This window comes from Paenibacillus sp. GM2FR (assembly GCF_002803325.1).
Lineage (GTDB): Bacteria > Bacillota > Bacilli > Paenibacillales > Paenibacillaceae > Paenibacillus_AQ > Paenibacillus_AQ lautus.
On the sequence record NZ_MKZM01000011.1, the window covers coordinates 426,928 to 450,291 of the forward strand.

Here is a 23,364-nt window from a genome sequence, read left to right on the forward strand (position 1 = left end):
ATAGGCATGTAACACCCAGCCAATCTATATATGGATATAATTCGGTTGAAACATGAATATTATTTAAAATTTCCATTAAGATATTTATTGACAATGACGCGGCCCCCCATTATATTTATGGATGAAATTGAGAATCATTATCGTTTGATAGCTAACTACTCTGGAGGTGAAATGATGATTCGCCTAAGTACAGATCGAATAAGCGTCGGTTACGGCGAGAATCTGATATTGAATCGTCTTAACGTAGATATTCCCGATAAAAGAATCACAACCATTATTGGGCCTAACGGCTGCGGCAAATCCACTCTTTTGAAAGCTGTTACCCGCATTATTCCTTACCAGTCCGGTGCTGCCATTCTCGATGGGGAAGAAATCGCCAAGATGAACACTAAGCTGCTGGCGAAAAAGCTGGCCATTCTGCCCCAGACTCCGGAAGGACCGGGCGGATTGACGGTTGGCGAGCTTGTCTCCTATGGCCGATATCCTCATCAACGCGGTTTTGGCCGCTTGACCAAGCAGGATATGGAAGTAATTGACTGGGCGCTGGAGGTTACCGGAACCCAGGATTACAAATATCGTTCGGTGGATGCTCTGTCCGGTGGGCAAAGACAGCGGGTATGGATTGCGATGGCACTGGCTCAGGAGACCGAAATGATCTTCCTTGACGAACCGACCACGTATCTGGACATGGCGCATCAGCTTGAGATCCTGGAACTGCTGGAGAGGCTTAACATCGAGCAGGAGCGTACCATTGTTATGGTTCTGCATGATTTAAACCAAGCCGCCAGATTCGCGGATTACATTATCGCGATGAAGGATGGAGATATCATTCAGGCCGGAGATCCGGAAGCCGTCATCTCACATGACGTATTAAAGAAAGTATTCCATATCGATGCCGAGATCGGCCGCGATCCGCGCACGGCAAAACCGATCTGTATCACATACAATCTTTTAAAAGGGGAAAAAGAGGATGTACTCAAAACACAGCAAAACGACACCTACGAAGAAACTACTCATCCCATTTATAGCGCTGCTGCTCATTCTTAGTGCTTGCAGCAGCAAGCCTGCGGAGACAAGCAGCAACCATACAGGTACGGCCGAAACACCTAAAACGGAACAAAGCGAAGCCCCATCCGGGACCATTACATACGAGTCCGAGAACGGACCCGTTGAGGTGCCTGCCAATCCGCAGCGCGTCATTGTGTTGTCCTCCTACGTAGGCGACCTGCTTGCACTCGGCGTCAACATGGTGGGCGTGGATTCCTGGTCCAAGGCCAATCCCGCATTTGCGGACAAAATCAAGGATGCCGAAGAAGTAACGGATGAAAGCCTGGAAAAAATCATCGAACTGGATCCCGACCTCATCATCGGCCTGTCCAATATCAAGAACGTGGATAAGCTGAAAGAGATTGCCCCAACCGTTACCTTCACCTACGGTAAAGTTGATTATCTGAAGCAGCATCTTGAAATCGGCAAGCTGGTGAACAAAGAAAAAGAAGCCCAAGCCTGGATCGACGATTTCAAGCAGCGGGCGCAAAAAGCCGGCGATGAAATTCGCGCGAAGATCGGCGAAGACGCAACCGTGTCCGTGATCGAGAGCTTTGATAAGCAGCTTTATGTATACGGCGATAACTGGGGGCGCGGTACGGAAATCCTGTATCAGGAAATGAAGCTGAAAATGCCGGAAAAAGTGAAAGAAATGGCATTGAAGGACGGCTATTATGCCCTTTCTGCGGAAGTGCTGCCGGAATATGCCGGCGACTATGTCATTCTCAGCAAATTTGCCGATGCCGCTACGTCTTTCCAGCAAACCGAGACGTATAAGCAAATCCCGGCGGTGAAAAATGGCCGCGTGTTCGAAGCAGACGGAAACCGTATTTATTTTAATGATGCAACCACGCTGGAGTACCAGCTTGAGTTCATTACGGAACACTTTTTGGGCAACTAGGACATAGGCTGCCATTACTCCGATTTATTTAGATTGAATACTCCAACTTTAAGATGAAAAGATGATTCCATGACAATGCCTACGAAACGGTCCATTCCTTTTTCCGTCAAATTGATTGCGGGCATCATCGTATTTATGGGCATGTTTGTCGTTGCGATGGTGTTCGGCGCAGCTGAAACCAGCATCCAGGATGTATGGTTTGCCCTTACCACCTCGATGGAGGGCGAGAAATTATCCGTTCTTCGCGAAATTCGCCTGCCCCGCGAGGTTGCCGCCATTCTGGTCGGAGCCGCGCTCGCGGTCTCCGGTGCTATCATGCAGGGCATTACCCGTAATCCGCTGGCGGATCCCGGCCTGCTCGGCCTTACCAGCGGGGCGAATGCAGCGCTGGCCTTCACACTGGCTTTTCTGCCGGCTGCCAATTATTTTGGCATGATGGTGGCCTGCTTCATCGGAGCAGCGGTCGGTGCTGTGATGGTCTTCGGCATCGGAGCCATGCGAAAAGGCGGCTTCTCTCCCTTGCAGATGGTGCTGGCTGGTTCAGCTGTATCCGCATTCCTGTACGCCATCGCCGAAGGAATCGGCATTTATTTTAAAATATCCAAGGATGTGTCCATGTGGACAGCAGGCGGTGTGATCGGCACTTCATGGGGGCAGCTGCAGACGATATTCCCGTTTATTCTTATTGGAATTATGATTGCCATCGTGTTATCAAGACAGCTGACCATCCTTAGCCTGAGTGAAGAAGTCGCCGCCGGTTTGGGACAGAACATTGCTGCTATCAAAGGCATCCTGTTTGTCGTGATTGTCCTCCTGGCAGGAACCTCTGTGGCCTTGGTGGGGAATTTGGCCTTCCTCGGCCTGATGATTCCCCATATCGTCCGCGGTATCGTCGGAACCGACTACCGCCATGTCATTCCGATGTCCGCCATGGTGGGCGCCATCTTCATGCTGTTTGCCGACACGGTCGGACGAACGCTGCATGCTCCTTACGAAACGCCCGTAGCCGCTCTGATCGCCATCATGGGGTTGCCCTTCTTCCTGTTTATCGTACGCAAAGGAGGCCGGGGACTGTCATGATTCATCCGTCGTTATTAAGAAAACAGCGTATTACGTTTCTGGTCTTGTTGATCCTTACAGTGGTGACTATCCTCGTTGGTCTGGGTCTCGGTTATTCGTCCGTAAGTTATGATCGGATTATTCCAACCCTGCTGGGCCAAGGCAGCTTCAAAGAGAAATTCATTATCTTCGATGTGCGCCTGCCACGCATGCTCATTACTTTGCTGGCCGGAATGGCGCTCGCCTTATCAGGTGCCATTCTACAGAGCATTACCCGAAATGATCTCGCGGATCCAGGCATTATCGGAATAAACTCGGGGGCCGGGGTCGGCGTGGCCGTATTTTTCCTGTTCTTCCCGATCGAAGCCGGCTCCTTTATCTACATGCTGCCCTTGGCGGCATTTATCGGGGCTGTGCTAACGGCCGTGGGCATCTACCTGTTCTCTTTCCGGAAAGGCGAAGGCCTGCAGCCCGTTAAATTGGTGCTTACCGGTGTCGGGTTCTCCATGGCACTCTCGGGCGTCATGATTGTGCTCACGTCGTCTGCTGAGCGGACCAAGGTCGATTTTATCGCCAAGTGGCTGGCGGGCGGGATATGGGGCACCGATTGGCCCTTCATTGTGGCTCTGCTGCCCTGGCTGATCATCCTGGTCCTGTTCACCCTGTACAAAGCGCAGCGCATGAATCTGCTGGGGTTAAGCGATCCTGTAGGCATCGGTGTCGGCGTCTCGATTGAGAAGGAACGCATTGTGCTGCTTCTGGCCGCCGTCGCGCTTGCAGCATCCGCGGTGTCGGTTACGGGCGGCATTACGTTTATCGGACTCATGGGCCCTCATATTGCCAAAGCGCTGGTTGGCCCGCGGAATCAGATGTACATTCCGATTGCTATATTGATCGGGGGCTGGCTGCTGCTGCTCGCAGATACGATCGGACGCAACATCGTGGATCCCGACGGTATCGCAGCAGGCATTATGGTTGCTATCATCGGCGCGCCGTATTTTGTGTATTTGCTGCTTAAGAAAAAATAATGGTTATTCTCTTTTCAACTGAACGCTTAAAGCCCTCATTGCACTCTTTCAGGTGTAATAAGGGCTTTTTTTTATATACAGTGAATGGCTTCATCTCATACATAGAGTTCATAAATAAGGTAATATAAGGATAATTAACTCGGTAAGCAAAAGGGAGGTACTATGGCAAAATCAAAGGAAGTGATCGATTCAGCTGCAAAGCGATGGATGTTAACATTTCCTCTATGGATCATCGTGACGATCAGTTTACTATGCATATTCTGGATATTCGGCCTCTTGATCGACCTCGGGCTGCCTCGACAGAATGCAGGCTGGATCAACATCGCCATCGTAGGAACGTACCTCATAGGTTACCTTGCCGGCGAGTTGTATGTCGATCTGGATCGAACAGATGTAGTTGGAGAGCAAGCCTACACCCCCGGTGACGACATAAAGTCCGGATCCTTAAAGAAACGAATCCTCCATCCCTCGGGCTATCCTCATGGGATGCCTATTACCTGCATATGTCCTTCCTGTTCTTGTATTGGTTTGGCTATGGTTGCCGTCTTGTCCGAGCTTATCTCCTAAAAAAATAAAAGGGCACCACATGGATGCCCTCTATGTCGCGCAGGTAATAAAAAAACGTTCCGCCTCGCCCTTATCTTCACTTCCTGTCCCGGTTGGCCGCTTCCTCCAGACGGCGGAACCGTTTTAGATCGGCCTTCCGAATCGGAATCGGCTCGCGTCTCAGCAGCTTCACCACGGCAATGATCAACAACAGCAGCAGCACCGTGAATGGCAAGGCCGCGATCAACGAAGCCGTCTGCAATGCCTCCAGTCCGCCTGCAAACAGCAGGACGCCGGCAATGGCTGCCATGAGCGTGCCCCACACGATTTTTGCCATTTGAGGAGGGTTCAGGCTGCCGTAGGTGGTCATGCTGGATAAGATGTAGGTTGCTGAGTCGGCCGATGTCACCAAGAACGTCAGAATGAGTATAATCGCCAGCACGTTCATGACGGATGAAAACGGCAATTGGTTGAACAATTGGAACAGTGCCGACGTGACATCCGCATTAACGGCTGCCGCAATCCCGGTGTTCTCATGAAGATCAAACCAGATGGCGGTCCCGCCAAACACAGCGATCCACAGACAAGCAATGACCGGCGGCACGACCATCACGCCCACAATGAATTCGCGAACCGTTCTTCCCCTGGATACCCTCGCCACGAAAGCTCCTACATACGGCGACCAAGCAATCGCCCAAGCCCAGTAAAAGATCGTCCATTCCCGTACCCATGTGCCTTCGGCGTAGGGTTGAAGCCGCAGGCTGTACGATACGAAGTTCGTAATGTAGTCGCCCAGTGCCAATGTAAAGGTCTCCAGAATAAAAACGGAGGGGCCACTAACAAACACAAACAATAAAAAAATGAGCGCCATCGCGAGGTTCAGGTTGCTTAAGTATTTAATCCCTTTATCCAGCCCCGTTGTCGACGAGATCATATAAGCAACGAAAATAAGCCCCAGCATCATTAACTGCAACCCGACACCGTTGTTCACCCCCATAATGGTGTTCAAACCACCGCTCATCTGCAGAACGCCAAGTCCTATGGAGGTCGCGATGCCCATGACAGTTGCAATCACCGCGAGGATATCAATCGTATTCTTCACACTACGCTTCGAGCCGGTGACAGGCTCAAGCGCTGTAGACACCAGCCCATCCTTCTGCTTACGGAACTGAAGAAACGCGATCACAAGTCCGACAAGGGCAAACACAGACCACTGACTAATGCCCCAATGAAAAAAGGAATAGCCCATAGCCACACGTGCCGCGTCCACACCTTGTGCTTCGACGCCGCCGAAGGGTGTCTTAAAAAAATGGCTCATAGGTTCAGCCACGCCCCAAAATACCAGCCCTACACCAAACCCCGCAGAGAACAGCATTCCGATCCAGGTGAAGAACGGATACTCGGGCTTCTCCTTATCTCCGCCAAGACGAATCGTGCCGTATTTACTGGCTGCCACCCAGATCAGAAAAATAATAATCACAAAGATCGAGAGCAGATAGAACCAGCCGAACGTATTCGTTGTGAACCTGTACAAATACCCTGCCACTTCACCGAAAGCTCCGGGCATAGCAGCCCCTAGAATAGCAAGAATGGCAATGATAACGGCCGAAACCGTAAACACAATGTTCTTGAATAAACTCCCTTTCATAATGCTCCACCTCAGGCTATTAAGTCATCCATTCCTATACAGTATTTGTATTTAAACCAGAATTGATGTACTTAATCGGTAAGTGTGTGCAGCATGGGGTAATTCTTGATCAAGGCTATCTTGAAGTACTATTCGTTATTTGGGACTTGTTGAGAATCAATATACAATTGGCCTAGATTGACCATTTGCTCAAGCACTGCTTTAAAATGGGTACCGAACTCCGTTATCGAGTACTCCACCTTGGGAGGTACCTCTTGATACACCGTCCGTTTTACGATGCCGCTCTCCTCTAACTCCCGCAATTGCACAGTAAGCACATGCCTTGATACTTCAGGTATTCTCCGATGCAGCTCACCAAAACGCAGGGTTTCCTGAAACAGTTCATACAGTACTCGGGGCTTCCACTTCCCACTAATCATGTGCAAGCCCACTTCAGCCGGGCACCCATACCTCTCATCCTGATATGGCATATGTATTGCTTAACCCCCTTGGTCATTGTCATAAATAGATGACTATGTCATAAAATTGTGCGTACTTATCACAGCTTTCATTTTCAGATAGGCTATTGCTATCATCATACAGAAAGAGGAGATTCAATGAAACCATCCATTCCCGCAATCCGAGTCTGGAAGCCCGAGGATATGAATGCTGCATTTGCTGACGCGTATAACTCAGGGGACATCGATCAGGTGTTGGCGTTGTATGAACCGGACAGTATTCATGTCCACAGCAATGGAAGCTTGGAGATCGGAATTCATTCCTTTCGTCATACTTTGGAGGAACTGCTGCATCTGAAGGGTACGATGATCTCCACCAATTTATACTGTATCCCGTTTGAAAATATCGCTATGATGCGTGCTCGGTTCACCCTGCAGACGACAGACCCGGATGGCCAACCGCTGGTGCTGCAAGGACATACCTCCGAGATCGTGAGACAGCAACCTGACGGAAGCTGGCTGTATATCGTGGATCATCCGTTTGGTTCGGATGAAGTGAAATGAATAGTAAGAGCCATTATTTCAGCGATACAAAAAAAGCAATCCGCCCTTGTCGTAAACAAGCGGATTGCTTCTTGAGATTCATTACATTATTCCTTCACGAATTCCTTCGTGCTGCGAACGGTATCGATTGGACGCACCATACGCTCGATCTGCTCGCGCTTTGGCTCCAGGAACGGAGGCAGGGACAACTTCTCGCCCAGCGTTTCATATGGCTCGTCACCCATAAAGCCCGGACCGTCGGTTGCGAACTCAAACAGAATTTGCGGTGCAACTCGCGCATACAGGGACTGGAAGAAATAGCGGTCTACAAAGCCTGACGTATGGAACTGGAAGTCGTCCAGACGCTTGATCCAATGTTCCAGCACCGAGCGATCCTCGACCCGGAAGGCCGCGTGGTGTACAGTGCCGAAGCCCTGCTGGGCTCTAGGAAGCACGGCGTTGTACTCGACAACCACCTGTGCGCCATTGCCCCCTTCACCCACCTCAAACAGATGAAGCGAACCTTCCTTGCCGATTTCAGTAAATTGGAGTACTTTCTCCATCATTTCCTTGAAATGATCGAAGTTGGACACCCGTACAAACACCGGGCCGAGTCCTGTAATCGCATGCTCCAGCGGAATTGGTCCCTTCTGCCAAGGAGTTCCTGAAGCCACACCCTCGTTGTTCTCATCGGAGATGAGCTGATACTGCTGATCGTCAAAATCCACAAAGGCGAGTGTCTTTTTGCCAAACAACTCTTGAATGCCTTGATGCTTCACATCCATCCGGTCAAATCGCTTGACCCAATATTCGAGCGCTGCATCGTTAGGGACACGAAACGAGGTTTTGTAAATCTCGTCTGTACCATGTCTGCCCTGCGGGATCCCCGGAAAATCGAAGAAGGTCATATCTGTGCCGGCACTGCCCTTGTCATCTGCAAAGAACAGGTGGTATGTCTGAATATCGTCCTGATTAACCGTCTTCTTCACGAGCCGCATTCCAAGCACATAGGTGAAAAACTCGTAGTTCTTCTCGGCACTGCTCGTAATGGCTGTTACGTGGTGAATTCCTTTTAATCCGTTCATGATTAAATTCCTCCGTCTCTTCTATTTAGAAAGTGTTTGCCCAACCTTCATGAATTATTATTTTGATTTAAAACATCTTTAATTTAAGATAATAATATCACGACAATTCTGTTCCGTCAACCTTCTAAATTTATGACCCCAGTATAGCCGTGCATGATATACAAAAACGGCCGGATATAAAAACAACCGGCCGTTCTATTTTTTCTCATAAGAGAGTCTACATGTCCGTTATGTCCCTGTATTGGATAACCCAATGACAGGAAACAGCTCGATACGTTGATGGGTCTCCTCATGATACAACCATCCATCCCGTACATGGTCCACAAACAATATGCCGTTCAGGTGATCAATCTCGTGCTGCATACATCTGGCCAGATAATCTTCGCCTTCCAGAATCACCGTCTCGCCTTGACGATTCCATGTCTTTACCTTAACCTTATTGGCTCTCTTCACATATCCATAATACCCTGGATAAGAGAGACAAGCTTCGGGGCCTATCTGTTCCCCGTCCATCTCTACGATTTCTGGATTAATCAGCTCGATCAATCCTTCTCCGCAGTCCATGACAATAAGTCTTCGTAATATACCGACTTGTGGTGCGGCAAGACCAGCGCGCCCTTCGCTGTCATACAGCGTCTCAGCCATATCATCCAGAATCTTCAATGCTCTGGCATTTACGGTATCGACTGGCCGGGCGATCTTTCGCAAGATCGGATCACCGAATGGCACAATAGCTTTTACCGTCATTTCCTTAAGCCCCCTTAGTTCTAGAAGGAGGTGTATGCACCCATAAGTCACCTGGAGTACACTCTAAGGTTGTGCAAAGGGCATCTAACGTCTCTGCCTTCATCTGCCTGGGCTGGTTCGTCAGCAAGGCACTAATGGAAGCAGCTGACAGGCTGTAATTCGCCTTTTCTTTCATCAGCCGCGCCAAAGCCGCTCCCGACCATATCCCTCTCTCCGCCATCACATTACGTAGCATCCATTCGAGCAAAGGGTCCCCCTCCCGTTCCATTCAAATATTAGCTCACACCTTATTTTATTAGGTACTGCCTAATATCTCAAGCCTATTTTTTAGGGGTCTAACGAAAGTAGTTCTCTACAAATCTTGATGACCCTTCGGGACACTTAAGCAGGTTTGGATTCGTTCCGTTCGAGCGATTTCCGCCTAGCGCTCTTGGCTCTCCCTGCAAGGCTGGTTCCGATCACGCCGATAATGACGAGCGCTGCCCCGATGACATGATAATAAGCCAGCTCTTCATTCAAGAAGGCGACACCTCCAAAGATCGTGACCACGGTGGCCAGATTGTTAAAGATGCCCATCCGGGATGCCTCCATCTGGGACAATGCGTAATTTGACAGTAGCGATGTTCCAAGGGAGGACAACACGCCAAGATACAGAACGGCCCATACGAAGGACGGATGCAAAAACGGATCAAAATAATGTACGATCGTCCCCTGCGCAGCATGTTGAGCGGCCGACATCAGGTTAAACAGCACGAATCCGATCAGTGACATGATGAACGTAATATCCAGTACCGACTGCTTCTGCGTCAACTTGCGGGCCATCACGCTGTATATCGCGTTGGAAAGCGCCGACAGCAGAATTAATACAATCCCGAGCGTACTTGATGTCTCGAAGGAAACGCCCTTCAGCACGAATATAGAGATGATCCCTGTCACTGACAACACGGTAAACAGCTTTTGTGCCCAGCTGGAGCGTTCCTTCAAAAACAGTGACGCCAAGAGCAACGTAAAGATCGGTACGGTAGCGTGTATGATCCCGGCCTCGGCCGAGGAGGTGTAAACCAAACCGAAGGTTTGCAGCGTAAAGAACAGGAACGGATAGAATATGGCCAGCGGCACGATGGTCAGCAGCCGTTTCAGATCCAGCTTGACCTTTCTACGGGCCATGAGGAGCGCAATCGATGCAACAATGAACGAAATGGTGAACCGGTGTGCCAGCGTATCCAGCGGGTTAGCAACGATCAGCGCCAACTTCACAAACATAAACGAAAAACCAATGATAGCCGTATATCCTAACGCAGCGGCATAGGCACGGCTTGTATGCGGTGTATTCATGATATGTGTTCTCCTTCATCTTCTCTTTTGCATGACAACCAGAAGGCTGATGCATTTGCTACTTATCTTACGGCAGGAAGAACTCCGTTACGATTTGAAATAATACCAATTGTACCGGTACAGTTAAATCCGATGAAGGAAGTATAATGACAAAAAGGCTGTTTCCATCATCCCAAGATGATAGGAAACAGCCCCCTACTTTAACTTGTATACGTTTCGTAACAGGCATACCTAGGCATGCCCGTTACCAATAACCATCATCATTAATCACGTTGAACCGAAATCCAGCCGTCGCCCTCCAGATGAAGCGTTGCACCGAGCGCTTCTGCCATAAACCGGAGCGGAACGTAGGTAGATCCATTGCTATGAACGAATGGAGCTTCCTGCAGCGTCACATTTTTACCGCCGACGCTGGCTGTTTTGGAGCCTACGGTCAATACGATTTCTTCCCCTGTCAGATCATTGATGACTGTAATTTTCTTCGAGCCTTTGACCCACTTTACTTCGGCATCCAACTGATCTGCCAGGTAACGAAGCGGAACGAAGCTCTGATTGTTCTTCTTGATGACACCATATCCATAATCATCGCTCGAGGGGCTGAGGAACATCATTTTTTGCGTAATCTTCAGGTCATCCTTCAACACGTTATAGATGATGGAATCCTTCTCGAAGTTCCGCAGCACTTGGCCTGGCGTCACCGTTCCGTTCAGGACGTCCAGCACGCCTTTGGACGTGTCTACCTGATTCGCTTTTACCGCACCGCCGATGTTCCATGCTTCACTCTCAGAATAAACCTTGAAGGACTTCAATGGCAGTTCCTCGGAAGCCGGAAGTGCAACGTTCAGCTCCAGCGCACTCTTGCGTGTGTTCAGCTGGTCATCGAAGAAATAGTCCAGTTTGAGGATGGTATCCTTGCCAAATACGGTTTCGGATCCCGGAAGCTCCTCCAATAACTGTTTCTTCTGTTCATCATAGTTCTCCGTGAATTCGATCAGTCCGCCATGCACGATATCGTAGAGCGACGCAACGACCTCTTCCTTGGATTCCTGCGGCAGGAGCTCTACGTCTTCGCCGTAGGCCTCGCCGATGCTGGTCATCATCGGATAAATGGCATCATAAGCATCGCCGATCACCTGCTTCAAACCGGCTTCGTCTTTAAGCAGACTTTCGGCGAAAGGTTTAACCATGTTCAAGATCTCTTCGCCCGTCAGCTCCATATGGAGATGCGTCAGGTTCAAGCTTTCCCCGTTCACCTTCTCCTGAGCGGACTTCACCGTGATTGTCGATGGATTCGGGAAATGCTTCAGCACAAGCCCTGCCGCCTTCTTCACGACATCTTGAATCGCCTGCTCATACTGACTGGTATCAGGCAGCCCGGGAACGGTCGTATCCATCGATAGATAGAACGGCTGCTTGGCGCCTTCCAATTGAATCGCCATTCCTTTGGAATCCATAGATATATGAAGTGGAATCTTCTTGTCCGAATATTGGACACTGCCCTGAATGGACACCGTTTTGCTATCCTGTACGATGGCATGATCCATATTCAGGGATAACGAATTGATGAGATCAATCGCTTCTTTATCTTCAGTCGATAGGGCCTTGTCTGATGGCACCACCTCGAATCGAATACTTGCCTTGGATTCACTGGATTTAACATCAAGACTTGTAAGCAGCGCCTTGTTGATATCCAGTCCCCCGACTGCCTGACATCCTGTCATGACAACCAGCACAGCTGCAACGAGTACAGTCAACCATTTGAACTTCTTATACATAACGATATTTTTCCCCTCCCAGGTCATAGGCTCATTTCTATTATGGGAAGGGAGGAAATGTTTGTAAATAGGTATTTAAGCCTCGTCCTATGCGCACAGCGGAAGGGTGCCCACTGATAGCACATATCGACATTTTGCTATACACTGGGAATGAAATGCTGATCCTAAAGTGCAAGTTCAACAGTCAACTTTTCAGCCGGGAAGGTTTGCAAAGTGGCTTTGAACAACCTGAACAACCTTATAAAGCGTGGTGAATCTCTTGTTTAAAATTATGTTAATCGAAGACGACGTGACCCTATTCCATGAAGTGCAGGAGCGCCTTGCGCAATGGTCGTATGACGTTTACGGCGTCCGCGATTTCAGCGCCGTACTTCAGGAATTTACAGCGGTTCAACCCGACCTGGTCATTATCGACATCCAGCTGCCGAAGTTTGACGGGTTCCATTGGTGCCGAATGATTCGCTCCCACTCGAACGTGCCGATTATCTTCTTGTCTTCCCGCGATCATCCGACCGATATGGTTATGTCCATGCAGCTTGGAGCCGATGATTTCATTCAGAAGCCGTTCCACTTTGATGTCCTGATTGCCAAGATCCAGGCCACGCTGCGCCGGGTATACAATTACAACACCGAACGGACCGAGCTAAGAACATGGCGTGGAGCCACCGTCGAATTCGGTAAAAATACGATTAGCAGCCCTCAGGGGACCGCTGAACTGACTAAGAATGAAATGTTCATTCTGAAAATCCTTATGGAGCGAAAGAATCAAATCGTCAGCCGGGAAGATCTGATCAAAAGCTTATGGGACAACGAGCATTTTGTCAGCGATAATACCTTAACGGTCAACGTCAATCGGCTGCGCAAGAAGCTGGAGCCCCTCGGTCTTGATCCTTACATCGAAACGAAGGTGGGACAAGGTTATATCGCCACGGAAGAGGCCCATGCATGATGATGGCCTACATCCGGGAAAGACTAAGCTGGATTCTGTTCTTCCTGTTTCTGAAGCTGCTGTTTCTGTTCATAGCCGCCGTGGACTCCCAGATCCCTTTTCTGTCCATCCTCTATATCGTTTTTTTGTCGACATTGTTCTTCATCGTGTTTCTGGTCGTCAGATACAACCGGGAAACCAAGTTCTACAAAAGCCTCCGGGCGTGGGATGACACCTACGATTTAGCCGCCATCAGCGAACCGGAGCGTCCCTTTGAAGCGATTGCCATGGATATTCTCTCCCTTCAGACCGAGCGCTTCAAGAAGGAATCCTCCACGCGTCTGACGGAGATGCAAGGGGAGAAGGACGAGCTGTTATCCTGGATTCACGAAGTGAAAACGCCGCTCACCACCATGCAGCTGATGATCGAACGCATGGAAGATGAGACGTTAAAAGCGCAGCTCCAGTATGAGTGGCTCCGCATCCATCTGCTGCTTGACCAGCAGCTGCACCAGAAGCGCATCCCCTTTATCCGGAATGATCTGTTGATCGAGGTAGCCGCGCTGGAGCCGATCATCTTCCAGGAAATACGTGCGCTCAAGTCCTGGTGCATGCAGAAGGGCATCGGATTTGACGTTTCCCTTGAGGTAACGGAAGTGCTCAGCGATGCGAAATGGCTGGGCTTTATCGTCCGCCAGCTGTTGACCAACGCGGTCAAATACAGCAACGCTTCGGACATCATCATCGAGAGCGATCTCAAGGATGATCATGTCAGGCTCACCATCCAGGATTCCGGACGCGGCATAGATCCGAAGGACATGCCCCGGATTTTCGACAAAGGCTTCACGTCAACCACCTCGCATCAGGACAGCGCCGCAACCGGCATGGGGCTCTATCTGACGCAAAAAGTAGCCGATGCCCTGCTGATTCGCATCCAGGTGGAATCGAAGCCGGGGATCGGCACCACCTTCACCTTGATCTTTCCGAAACGGAATGATGTCGTAAGCATTACCGGCATGTGACAACAATGTCACATGCTTTTGAGCTTTGTTCGGCGAATCGAAGGAAAAGGCCCCTCGACTCCTTTATGATAAGGACAGATAACAAAGGAGTGAGTGAAATTGGCAATTCTTGAAGCAAACCAAATTCATAAAAGCTACGGCAACAAATTCAATAAACAGGAAGTGCTGAAGGGCATCGACATCCGCGTGGACAAAGGCGAGTTCGTCAGCATCATGGGCGCTTCGGGCTCAGGGAAAACCACGCTGCTGAACGTGCTCTCCTCGATCGATAAAGTAAGCCTCGGCAGCATCAAAATTGAGGGTAAAGAGTTTACGGGCCTCAAGGAGAAGGAGCTGGCGGAGTTCCGGAAGCACCATCTGGGATTTATTTTTCAAGAGTACAATCTGCTGGATACACTAACTGTCAAGGAAAATGTACTGCTGCCGCTCTCCATTAAGAAGGTATCCAAAAAGGAAGCCGATCAGAAGTTCCAAAGAATCGCGACCGAGCTTGGCATCTATGAGCTCAAGGATAAATATCCCAACCAGATCTCGGGAGGACAGAAGCAGCGGACCTCCGCGGCCCGTGCATTCATCCATGATCCGAGCATTATTTTTGCGGATGAGCCGACGGGAGCGCTGGACTCGAAGTCTGCATCCGATCTGTTGAATAAGCTAAGCGAATTAAATCAGAAGATCGACTCCACGATCATCATGGTTACCCATGATCCCGTGGCCGCCAGCTATTGCACTAGGGTGGTCTTCATTAAGGACGGACAGATCTACACCCAGCTGAACAAGGGCGAGCAATCCCGGCAGGCCTTCTTCAATGACATCATCAAGACTCAAGGCGTGCTAGGCGGTGTTCAGCATGAACATTAATTATCTGATCTACCGGAATTTGAAGAAAAATATCAAGAATTATTATCTGTATGTATTTGCGCTCATCTTCAGCGTGGGTCTGTACTTCGCGTTTGTCACGCTGCAATATGATCCGGCGATGGATGAAGCGAAAGGCTCCGTTAAGGGGGCGGCTGCGCTCGGCGCCGCCTCCGTGCTGTTAGTAGTCATCGTGGCGATATTCCTGCTGTATGCCAACACGATTTTCATTAAGCGGCGCAGTAAAGAGATCGGACTGTTTCAGCTCATCGGACTGACCAAAGGCAAGATATTCCGAATCCTTAGTGCAGAGAACCTGATTCTGTATTTCGGCTCGATGGTCATCGGCATCTTTGCCGGCTTCGCGGCTTCACGGTTAATCTTGATGATTCTGTTCAAGGTCACCGGCGTTGATACCGAGGCGGCTCTATCCTTCTCCAGCGAGGCGATGATCCAAACCGTCATTGTGTTTGCCGTCATCTACGTGCTGATTATGATCATGAATTATACGTTCATCAAAAGACAGAGCATTCTGTCCCTCTTCCACGCGGTATCGACAACCGAGAACCAAATTAAGAAAATGTCCTTCGCCGAAATGTTGTTCGGATTGCTCGGCATCGGACTCATACTTCTCGGTTATTATGTGTCGACCAAGCTGTTCAGTGGTGATTTCACCACCATGAACGAGCTGTTCATGGCTATGATCCTAATCTTGGGATCGGTTATCATCGGGACTTATCTGTTCTATAAAGGGTCGGTCAGCTTTCTATTCAACGCCATCCGAAAGAGCAAGGGCGGTTATTTGTCCCTGAACGATGTGCTGTCCCTCTCCTCCATCATGTTCCGCATGAAATCGAATGCGCTGCTGCTGACCATCATTACGACCGTATCCGCACTCGCGATCGGACTACTGTCACTCAGCTATATTTCTTACTATTCTGCGGAGAAATCGGCCGAGCAAAGCGTACCCAACCATTTTGCGGTAGCGGACCAGAAGGATTTTTCTGCCTTTATCCAGGCACTTACGGATGAAGATATCGAATTTAAGAAGACCGAACGGGACGTAATCCAGGTAAATGCGGACCTATCCGACATTATCGGGGCCAGCCTGGAGATATCTGGGCAAGTGGATTCCAGTTCCATGATCATCCCGGTAATCAGTGATGCCAGCGTGAAGGGCAAGGATGTTTCCCCCGGAGAGACGCTGTTCACGGGATATAGTGACGCGATCCAGCAATTTATGGCGATTCAGACCACAGGAGAAATTGAACTTATAAGTCCTAAACAAAGCTTTAAGCAGAAGCTGATCGGCTTGGACAAGGAAGCCTACGTATCCTATTATTATGCAAGCGGCGGGCTTCCGACAGCGATTGTGGATCAGACCGTATTTGATAAGCTGGCTCAGGATTTGGATCCGAAGATCCAGAAGAAGACTAATGTCTATCTCGGCATTGATATTGTGGATCCAAACGCTGTAGATCAGGCCAATCAGATCTTTAAGAGCCTCGGCATTAGCGAGGAAACAGGGAACCTCTCTCAGACTGAAATGGCCTTCAACCAGAAAAGCAATATGGGCTTGATGATGTTCATCGTGGGATTCCTGGGACTTACCTTCCTGATTACTTCAGGATGCATCCTGTACTTTAAGCAGATGGATGAAGGTGAAGAGGAGAAGCCGAATTATACCATTCTCCGGAAACTGGGCTTTACTCAAGGAAACCTGCTGAAGGGGATTCAGATCAAGCAGCTGTTCAATTTCGGCATTCCGCTGATCGTCGGGTTGTCCCACAGTTACTTTGCCGTTAAATCCGGCTGGTTCTTCTTCGGAACCGAGCTGTGGCTGCCCATGGTCATGGTTATGCTGCTGTATACGGCGCTGTATTCCATATTCGGATTGTTATCGGTCATGTTCTATAAACGGGTAATTAAAGAAGCGTTGTAAGCGAGGTGCATGGTTGGGCCCAGAGATGATTCGGGTTCCATCCATGCATTTTTCGTGTGCAGGTGTAAAAAACCATAGATTACCATTCCAAAGCTTTACAGCTCTTCTGCAGCTTCCGGATATATACAATCTGACCGATATGATAGGCATTGTGTGTAGCAGCATTGCTCACGATCTCCCACCACTTGGCCGGCTCCGGAAACCCGTTCACTACCTGCTCCAGCTTGCTCTCTGTCAGCAGCTCCTGCCACTGTAATAAGACCGCTATCAACCGGTCTCTCAACTCTGTAAAGGTTGCGTTATCCGGAATGATAAAGCTTTGATGATTGTCTCCAATCGAGGGCACGGCATCGATCCGCGATTCGCGGTACCGGGACTGCCACGTTTCATTCCAATACAGCAGATGCTGTATGATCTCGACAATGCTGTGACTATCGTTGGCAGGTGTCCAAAACGCTTCATCCTCGGTCAGATGTTCCACGGATTGCTGGAATGGGATATGCCAGCTGGGATCATTCGCATTCGCTAACAGTTGATTCATTAGAACATCATTTGCATGCGCCATAGGTCATTCACTCCTTCATAGCCTTGTAACAAGCAGCATCACAAATCATGACTAATTTTACTATAGGTTGAAGCTCTGTGATTCGCAGAAAATGATTAAAATCATTCTTTCTGGGCTAGTCATGTCAGCAGAAGGAGTCTACCTTACATGGAACAAGTCCAAATAATACTGCGCCGTTGGCGTATCATTCTTGAAACGCAGCTCGATCTTCTCCCCGCTTCCCTTGCATAGGCCCACCGTAATCTCAAAATAGCTAGCCCCGTGCATCGCATCAACCGGACTTGCATGATGGTCATCCTCCGTCACCGTTGTCCGCTCGTTGATGGATAGAATCCGTTCGCAGCCAAAAGAAGGATAGGTCTCGTGCAATATATCCTGAAGTGCTGATCGGATAACCGGGTATAACTGCTGCAGCATGGCCTTCTCGAGCTGCTCCTCTCTAGGCTTTCCTTCTGGTTGTGCATGCGCTGGGCTTTCCGAGGCTGAGATGAGGAGGCCGCATAGAAGGAGCAGACAGAAGGTTAAACTTGACTTCACGTGCATTCACCTTTTTCGTTTTCTACTTAGGATTTCCTTCCTCATCTTATTTAGTCCACCTTGCCTATCTGTTCATGACTACACAAAAAAGACTGCCGCAAAGGCAGTCTTTCCTCCGTTTATATGGTTGATGATTGCACGACAGCATGCCCATCGTTTCCGTCTTTTTCTGTTTTCCCAACTAAGAAGTGATACAGTACAATACCCGCAGCGAGTAGGATCGCCATCGCGATGTACATGCCCCGGAAACCGACAAGCGGCGTCAGGAAGCCGAGAATAAAGGGACCGAACCCGATGCCTACATCTACGAAAATATAAAAGGTCGACGTCGCAAGTCCGATCCGGTGAGCCGGTGAACGCTTGATGGCTAGGGCCTGAGCGCTGGACTGCGTCGTACCGTAGCCCAGACCGACGAATACGGCCGAGAGCAGCAAGGTCGGACCATGATGGGCTTGACTGAGCAGCACCATGCCAATCGCGAACGAAAGAATCGCGGGGTACATCACCACGTTGGCCCCTCTCTGGTCAAACCACCGGCCCGTGAACGGTCTCGACAGAATGACCACAATGGCATAGACAATAAAGAAATAACTGGCTACTTGAGCCAAACTGATCTGCCCGGCAAAGATCATGAGGTACGTTAAAATGCTGGAATATCCGAAACCCATGACGAAGCTGACCAGCGAAATCGGCAGTGCTTTCGGTTCAATAAAGTTGGATAGCTTCAAGCCTTGCAGATCCTTCTTTTGTTCAGCGGTCAGCATCAGTTTCGGTATATTGATAAAGAATGCGGACAGCAAAGAGAGAACACCCAGTACCGCGCACAGCGTGAAGTTAGCCGTCATCGAAGCATGTTCGTTAATCATCAGGCCAATAAAAGGGCCTATGGCCGATGCGATAATGATACTCACCCCATAATACCCCGTGCCTTCCCCCCTTCTGGAGTTCGGTATCAGGCTGGCGGCAATCGTGCCTGTAGCCGTTGAAGCGAGTGCAAAGGCCATACCGTGGAAGAACCGGACAATGAGCAGCACGCTCAAGCTGTTTACGATGAAATATAACCCGATAAGAACGCTGAAGGCGATCAGACCGGTAAAGAGAAGTTTTTTGCGCCCGACCCTCTCAATGATGCTGCCCCCGATCAACCGTCCAATCAATGCGCCCACGACAAAAATGCTGGAAGCCAGGCCAGCCATTCCTGTTGATGCATGAAACTCATTTTTCGCATACGAGGACATAATCACCACTAATAAATAAAAACATAAAAAGAGCAGGAAGTTGACGCCAAACACAATCAAAAAATCCTTGCTCCACAATCGTTCTCGCGAGTCTGCTTGCTCCAAGTTAATCACCTTTTCTAATAATGTTGTCTCTGACCGTCTCCATCACACGGATAACCGTGGCCTGATCCTCCGTAGAGACGCCTTCCATAATCTCCTGTTCATATTGGTCGAACACCTTGCGGACTTGCTGGACAACGCCAACTCCCGTCTTGGATAACTGAATGCGCTTCTCCCGTTTATCACGCACCGGAATTTGCTCCACATAGTCGAGTTTGATCAGCGCGTTCACGGTTCTGGTAACCGTGGGCTTCTCCACGTACAGCATTTTGGATAGCTCCACCAAAGTCATCGACTGGTAAACATCCAGATAGTACATAATGGACCACTGGGCATAATACAGGTTATAGTCTTCAAGCTTACGGTTCAGCTCATTGACGAAAGGGCGATACAGCGTAAAGTATTTATGGAAAAAATGTCTGTGGGCGTCCATACGAGACCTCCGTTCAAAATGGTTACCTTCGGTAACTATTTATTGATTATAAAGAAGATCTTTTGCCTTGTCCATCCCAATTGATTTCCAATTACAAGTGCTAGCTGCTTGCGAATCAGCATAACGACGCTTATTCTCCCTGTTTCAGAAGTGATCTATTCGCTTCTTGCCGCCTTTCGGGAGCGAACATCGAACAACAAAAAAATCGCCCTTGGGCGATGGAAAACAAGCCAGCCATCTAAGGACGATTTTATGCAAGTGGATTGATAAGGTTCTAGCCAATATCACTGACCGAATCGGAGACAGTCCCCGACACATCGAACAGCCTGCCCATATAATCACTCAGCAGAATACCATCCGGGTCCAGCTCTTCCCGAACCGCACGGAATGCTTCCCACATCGGATACAGCTCCCTCAGGTGGGCAGCCTCAAGATGATGCATTTTTCCCCAATGCGGCCGGCCGCCATACCGGAGAAAGATGCGCTCCATCGCATGGAAGTAGTCTTCATACGGCATGCCTTTGTACATATGAATCGCAATGTAGGCGGAATCCCGGCCATAAGCGGGGCTTAACCAAATATCATCGCTCTTGGCATAGCGGCATTCCACAGGAAAATGCACGTGAAACTTGCCACGCGACAGTTCTGTACGCATGTCTTCAATAACCGCATTCATCGACTCTGCCGGAATGTTATACTCCATCTCGTTGAAACGGACGAGCCGCTGGGTCGCAAACAAACGATGGCTGTAATTCACTTTACGCCCGAGCGGAACCTGTGACGCCGAGAAACGGCTGACATACGGGCTTACCTTCGGTACCATCCGGCAAAGCTCCGAGATTAGACCGAAAAGGGTATTCTCCACCAACACTTCACTGATATAATCCCTGACCCGATGTTCCGTCACTTCTTGATCCGTCTTATTCATCAGCTTGATCTGGCACGGCTCCGCATAAGGGAACCAATAAAACTCGAAATGACGGTTCTCCTCCGCTAATCGAGCCTGCTGTTTCAAACACTCGTCGAAGGTTACTCTCCGGCTTTCATATTCGATTTTGTAAGCCGGCTCCAGCCTCAACGTCACTTGCACGATAATGCCGAGTGACCCAAGGGAAACCTGCAGCGCCTTGAACTTATCGGGGTGCGACTCCCTACTGCACTCCAGCACCTCGCCTGTACCGGTCACCACCATAAGTCCGACAACCTGCGTTGATATATTCCCGAATTCCCGGCCCGTACCGTGCGTCCCCGTACTAATAGCCCCCGCAATGGATTGCACATCAATATCGCCGAGATTCTCCTGTGCCAGCCCATGCTGGAACAGCAGCTCGCCGAGCAGCTTCAGCTTCGTCCCCGCCCACACGGTGGCTGTTCCGGCTTCAGCGTCGACATGGACCAGTCCCTGCATGGCGTCCAGGGAGACCAGGCAGTCTTCGGATGCAGCAATGGGAGTAAAAGAATGTCCTGAGCCGGCCACTCGCAGCCGCCTGCCCTCCTGCCGGCACATCTGGACCATTTTCACGACTTCCGGAATGGATGCAGGATACAGCACCGTTCTTGGATTGGTTCGTACCGACCCTGACCAATTGGACCATTGGACCTGCTTCATAGAAAACACTCCCCCATTCCACGGTAGGTGGCATATTCACCCACGATACGACCTTGCGACACCGCATACAGCAGCTTGAATCGTTCGCACAGTTCCCCGGCCTTCGCATGACGGAAGAACACCGGATCTCCCAGGCCGAGCTTCACATGGGCAGGCAAGCGCAGCGGCGTTTGCACCTCACCGGCGCCCTCCAGCGAGAACAGCTCCAGTCCTTCAGGCAAATAAGGCTTCGCCAGCTTATCCTTATCCGCTGTTCCCGATGCTGTGTATCCCCCGCCCATACAGGTCACGATCCCTGCCTTCGGTATGCGTACCACCTCTATGGCATAAGCTGCTGCCGGCTTATAACGGAATGACGCGTAATGGTCGAACAACCCCGGCGCATAGAAGCCCGATCCGGCCGTAATCTCGGTTACCCACGCTTCCTTCCGGGAGCTGTCCAAACTTCCGGTTCCCCCTGCATTGACGAAACGGAGCCGGATTCCCATGGCGTTAAGCCGCTCCACAACTTCCTGCCTCCGCTTGGCAACCTCGACGATGGACCGGCTCTTCAGCCACCGGACCATCGTATTCTTTACATATTTTCCGGCGGCATGATCACCCACGCCCGCTACCTGAGCCTCGTAACCCATGATGCCGTCCAGACGAAGCCAAGGGGAGCGGATAATCCGTTCTACAATGGGATACATGCTCTCCCACGAATCGACGGGCGATCGCCATACACCGAAGTGGAGGCCGGGATAATGAACCGACATATCCAGATCGATGCATAGCGGAGTAACGGTTCTCTGTTGTTTGGCGAACTGTTCGATGTGCTCAACATGCTCCACACTGTCCACCATGAAGGTAATCGAGCGGCCTTCGCTGACCAGATCCACGATGGATCGAATGGCTGCCGGCTGCCACTGCGGATAGCCAAGCAGCAAATCATCGAAGCCCTGCCCTGACAGAAATACGGCTTCCGCTGCGGTATAACACATAATCCCTTGAAACATGGAATCCGAATTCAGGATACGATGCAGCACGTCCACGGAGCGGATCGATTTGCTGGCCAGCCGTACCTTCTTGCCCCCAGCAGCCTGCGCAATCGCCCGTACATTGTCATCCAGCATGTCCAGATCCACCAAGGCGAACGGCCTCGGGATTTCCGCGAATATCTTTTTATAATACTCGTATGTCGACATCCCTCTATCAACACCTTCCCGTTTCCCCTCACGCCTATGCCACATGATATTCTCGAAGGTTGCGGATTATCCTTCTGCGTACAACCATCCATACAAATAAAAAAGAGCCCAGCCGGTGGTTGGCTGAACTCCCCTTCTAATCTACTGCACCCTGTCTCAAAATCCTTGAGCTGCTTCTGCAGCTTGCCGCAGTCCCTGCTCGATAATCTCCTCACTCCGGTCGCGGAATTGATTATGCCCTTCAATCACAAGGGTCGTCACATTCGTGATGCCGAATACATTCAGGTGATTCTTAACGAAGCTTACCGCCATCTCGGATGTGTCTCCTTCCGCATATACGCCGCCTCTAGCATTCAACAATGCCGCCTTTTTATCGGATAAGAGCCCCACCAAGCCTTGTTCCGTATACTTGAAGGTTTTGCGCGGATGGTGCATGTAGTCCAAGTACGAATGCAGAACGGCGGGAACGGTCAGATTCCATAGCGGAAATGCAAACACGACCTTGTCTGCGGCTATGAACTGCTCCAGATGTTTTGTGACAATATCACTCATCGCCTTTTCTTCGGGTGTAAGGTCCATTCCCATAGCAGACTTGAAATTCCCGTTTATCATCACATCATCCAAGTACGGGATATGCTCTTTATACAGATCCACTTCAATTACCGTATCCTTCGGATGGGCCGCCTGATAGCTCTCCAGGAATGCGTCGTATAGTCTCCCCGTTACGGACCCTTGGCGGTTATTGGCTTTGATAAATAAGGTCGTTGTCATGTAAATCTCCTCCATAATGTATGA

Annotated in this window: 24 protein-coding genes; 10 read left to right on the forward strand and 14 right to left on the reverse strand. The window is 49.9% G+C overall.

Annotated elements, in window-relative coordinates; translation table 11 throughout:
- The first annotated feature begins 174 nt into the window (after positions 1–174).
- The 5 genes from PAEVO_RS30235 to PAEVO_RS30255 all read left to right on the forward strand — a co-directional run bounded on the left by PAEVO_RS30235 (position 175) and on the right by PAEVO_RS30255 (position 4,602).
- Positions 175–1,047, forward strand: a complete 873-nt coding sequence (locus PAEVO_RS30235; RefSeq protein WP_100541171.1) for an ABC transporter ATP-binding protein — start codon at positions 175–177, stop codon at positions 1,045–1,047.
- A complete protein-coding gene (locus PAEVO_RS30240) occupies positions 971–1,948 on the forward strand; it encodes an iron-hydroxamate ABC transporter substrate-binding protein (protein WP_100541172.1) in 978 nt (325 codons plus the stop codon). The genes PAEVO_RS30235 and PAEVO_RS30240 overlap by 77 nt, the downstream gene beginning before the upstream one ends.
- Positions 1,949–2,017: 69 nt before the next feature.
- The gene (locus PAEVO_RS30245) at positions 2,018–3,028 is read left to right on the forward strand and encodes a FecCD family ABC transporter permease (protein WP_100541173.1); all 1,011 of its coding nucleotides are present in this window, start codon (positions 2,018–2,020) and stop codon (positions 3,026–3,028) included.
- The gene (locus tag PAEVO_RS30250; protein ID WP_100541174.1) at positions 3,025–4,035 is read left to right on the forward strand and encodes a FecCD family ABC transporter permease; all 1,011 of its coding nucleotides are present in this window, start codon (positions 3,025–3,027) and stop codon (positions 4,033–4,035) included. Before PAEVO_RS30245 ends, PAEVO_RS30250 begins: the two co-directional genes overlap by 4 nt.
- 162 nt (positions 4,036–4,197) lie before the next feature.
- A complete protein-coding gene (locus tag PAEVO_RS30255) occupies positions 4,198–4,602 on the forward strand; it encodes a hypothetical protein (protein ID WP_100541175.1) in 405 nt (134 codons plus the stop codon).
- A gap of 76 nt (positions 4,603–4,678) precedes the next feature.
- Here PAEVO_RS30255 and PAEVO_RS30260 read toward each other — a convergent pair whose 3' ends face one another.
- The gene (locus PAEVO_RS30260; protein WP_100541176.1) at positions 4,679–6,229 is read right to left on the reverse strand and encodes a BCCT family transporter; all 1,551 of its coding nucleotides are present in this window, start codon (positions 6,227–6,229) and stop codon (positions 4,679–4,681) included.
- A 128-nt stretch (positions 6,230–6,357) separates the two neighbouring features.
- The gene (locus tag PAEVO_RS30265; protein ID WP_100541177.1) at positions 6,358–6,699 is read right to left on the reverse strand and encodes a winged helix-turn-helix transcriptional regulator; all 342 of its coding nucleotides are present in this window, start codon (positions 6,697–6,699) and stop codon (positions 6,358–6,360) included.
- A 126-nt stretch (positions 6,700–6,825) separates the two neighbouring features.
- Between PAEVO_RS30265 and PAEVO_RS30270 the strand changes: the two genes are divergently transcribed.
- A complete protein-coding gene (locus PAEVO_RS30270) occupies positions 6,826–7,230 on the forward strand; it encodes a YybH family protein (protein ID WP_100541178.1) in 405 nt (134 codons plus the stop codon).
- A gap of 86 nt (positions 7,231–7,316) precedes the next feature.
- Here the strand turns inward: PAEVO_RS30270 and PAEVO_RS30275 are convergent, their stop codons facing one another.
- The 5 genes from PAEVO_RS30275 to PAEVO_RS30295 all read right to left on the reverse strand — a co-directional run bounded on the left by PAEVO_RS30275 (position 7,317) and on the right by PAEVO_RS30295 (position 12,130).
- On the reverse strand, positions 7,317–8,294 hold the full coding sequence (locus PAEVO_RS30275; RefSeq protein ID WP_100541179.1) for a ring-cleaving dioxygenase: 978 nt from the start codon (positions 8,292–8,294) through the stop codon (positions 7,317–7,319).
- A gap of 228 nt (positions 8,295–8,522) precedes the next feature.
- A complete protein-coding gene (gene def, locus PAEVO_RS30280; protein WP_100541180.1) occupies positions 8,523–9,041 on the reverse strand; it encodes a peptide deformylase in 519 nt (172 codons plus the stop codon).
- A 4-nt stretch (positions 9,042–9,045) separates the two neighbouring features.
- Positions 9,046–9,288 (reverse strand): helix-turn-helix domain-containing protein, encoded by a 243-nt coding sequence (locus PAEVO_RS30285; RefSeq protein ID WP_071220536.1) that lies wholly within the window; start codon positions 9,286–9,288, stop codon positions 9,046–9,048.
- A 134-nt stretch (positions 9,289–9,422) separates the two neighbouring features.
- Positions 9,423–10,376, reverse strand: coding sequence for a DMT family transporter (locus PAEVO_RS30290; RefSeq protein ID WP_100541181.1), 954 nt, complete (start codon positions 10,374–10,376; stop codon positions 9,423–9,425).
- 263 nt (positions 10,377–10,639) lie between these two features.
- Entirely contained in the window at positions 10,640–12,130 is a 1,491-nt protein-coding gene (locus PAEVO_RS30295; RefSeq protein ID WP_243390993.1) for a copper amine oxidase N-terminal domain-containing protein, read from the reverse strand.
- A 280-nt stretch (positions 12,131–12,410) separates the two neighbouring features.
- Here PAEVO_RS30295 and PAEVO_RS30300 point away from each other — a divergent pair, with 280 nt between their 5' ends.
- From PAEVO_RS30300 to PAEVO_RS30315, 4 genes are all read left to right on the forward strand, one after another.
- On the forward strand, positions 12,411–13,100 hold the full coding sequence (locus PAEVO_RS30300; protein ID WP_100541364.1) for a response regulator transcription factor: 690 nt from the start codon (positions 12,411–12,413) through the stop codon (positions 13,098–13,100).
- Complete coding sequence (locus tag PAEVO_RS30305) at positions 13,097–14,101, forward strand: sensor histidine kinase (RefSeq protein ID WP_100541183.1); 1,005 nt, start codon at positions 13,097–13,099, stop codon at positions 14,099–14,101. The genes PAEVO_RS30300 and PAEVO_RS30305 overlap by 4 nt, the downstream gene beginning before the upstream one ends.
- Positions 14,102–14,200: 99 nt before the next feature.
- A complete protein-coding gene (locus tag PAEVO_RS30310) occupies positions 14,201–14,962 on the forward strand; it encodes an ABC transporter ATP-binding protein (RefSeq protein WP_100541184.1) in 762 nt (253 codons plus the stop codon).
- Positions 14,952–16,901 carry an FtsX-like permease family protein gene (locus PAEVO_RS30315; protein WP_100541185.1) on the forward strand — a complete coding sequence of 650 codons (1,950 nt, stop codon included), beginning with the start codon at positions 14,952–14,954 and terminating at the stop codon, positions 16,899–16,901. The genes PAEVO_RS30310 and PAEVO_RS30315 overlap by 11 nt, the downstream gene beginning before the upstream one ends.
- Positions 16,902–16,980: 79 nt before the next feature.
- Here PAEVO_RS30315 and PAEVO_RS30320 read toward each other — a convergent pair whose 3' ends face one another.
- From PAEVO_RS30320 to PAEVO_RS30350, 7 genes are all read right to left on the reverse strand, one after another.
- Positions 16,981–17,466: a DinB family protein gene (locus PAEVO_RS30320; RefSeq protein WP_100541186.1), complete on the reverse strand. Its 486-nt coding sequence runs from the start codon at positions 17,464–17,466 to the stop codon at positions 16,981–16,983.
- A gap of 138 nt (positions 17,467–17,604) precedes the next feature.
- Complete coding sequence (locus PAEVO_RS30325; RefSeq protein ID WP_243390994.1) at positions 17,605–18,003, reverse strand: hypothetical protein; 399 nt, start codon at positions 18,001–18,003, stop codon at positions 17,605–17,607.
- Positions 18,004–18,122: 119 nt separating this feature from the next.
- Complete coding sequence (locus PAEVO_RS30330) at positions 18,123–19,355, reverse strand: MFS transporter (RefSeq protein WP_100541188.1); 1,233 nt, start codon at positions 19,353–19,355, stop codon at positions 18,123–18,125.
- Entirely contained in the window at positions 19,348–19,776 is a 429-nt protein-coding gene (locus tag PAEVO_RS30335; protein WP_100541189.1) for a MarR family winged helix-turn-helix transcriptional regulator, read from the reverse strand. Before PAEVO_RS30335 ends, PAEVO_RS30330 begins: the two co-directional genes overlap by 8 nt.
- A 274-nt stretch (positions 19,777–20,050) precedes the next feature.
- Positions 20,051–21,385 (reverse strand): D-arabinono-1,4-lactone oxidase, encoded by a 1,335-nt coding sequence (locus tag PAEVO_RS30340; protein WP_100541190.1) that lies wholly within the window; start codon positions 21,383–21,385, stop codon positions 20,051–20,053.
- Positions 21,382–22,569, reverse strand: coding sequence for an amino acid deaminase/aldolase (locus PAEVO_RS30345; RefSeq protein WP_100541191.1), 1,188 nt, complete (start codon positions 22,567–22,569; stop codon positions 21,382–21,384). Before PAEVO_RS30345 ends, PAEVO_RS30340 begins: the two co-directional genes overlap by 4 nt.
- 156 nt (positions 22,570–22,725) lie before the next feature.
- Positions 22,726–23,340 carry an FMN-dependent NADH-azoreductase gene (locus tag PAEVO_RS30350; RefSeq protein WP_100541192.1) on the reverse strand — a complete coding sequence of 205 codons (615 nt, stop codon included), beginning with the start codon at positions 23,338–23,340 and terminating at the stop codon, positions 22,726–22,728.
- Positions 23,341–23,364: the final 24 nt, after the last annotated feature.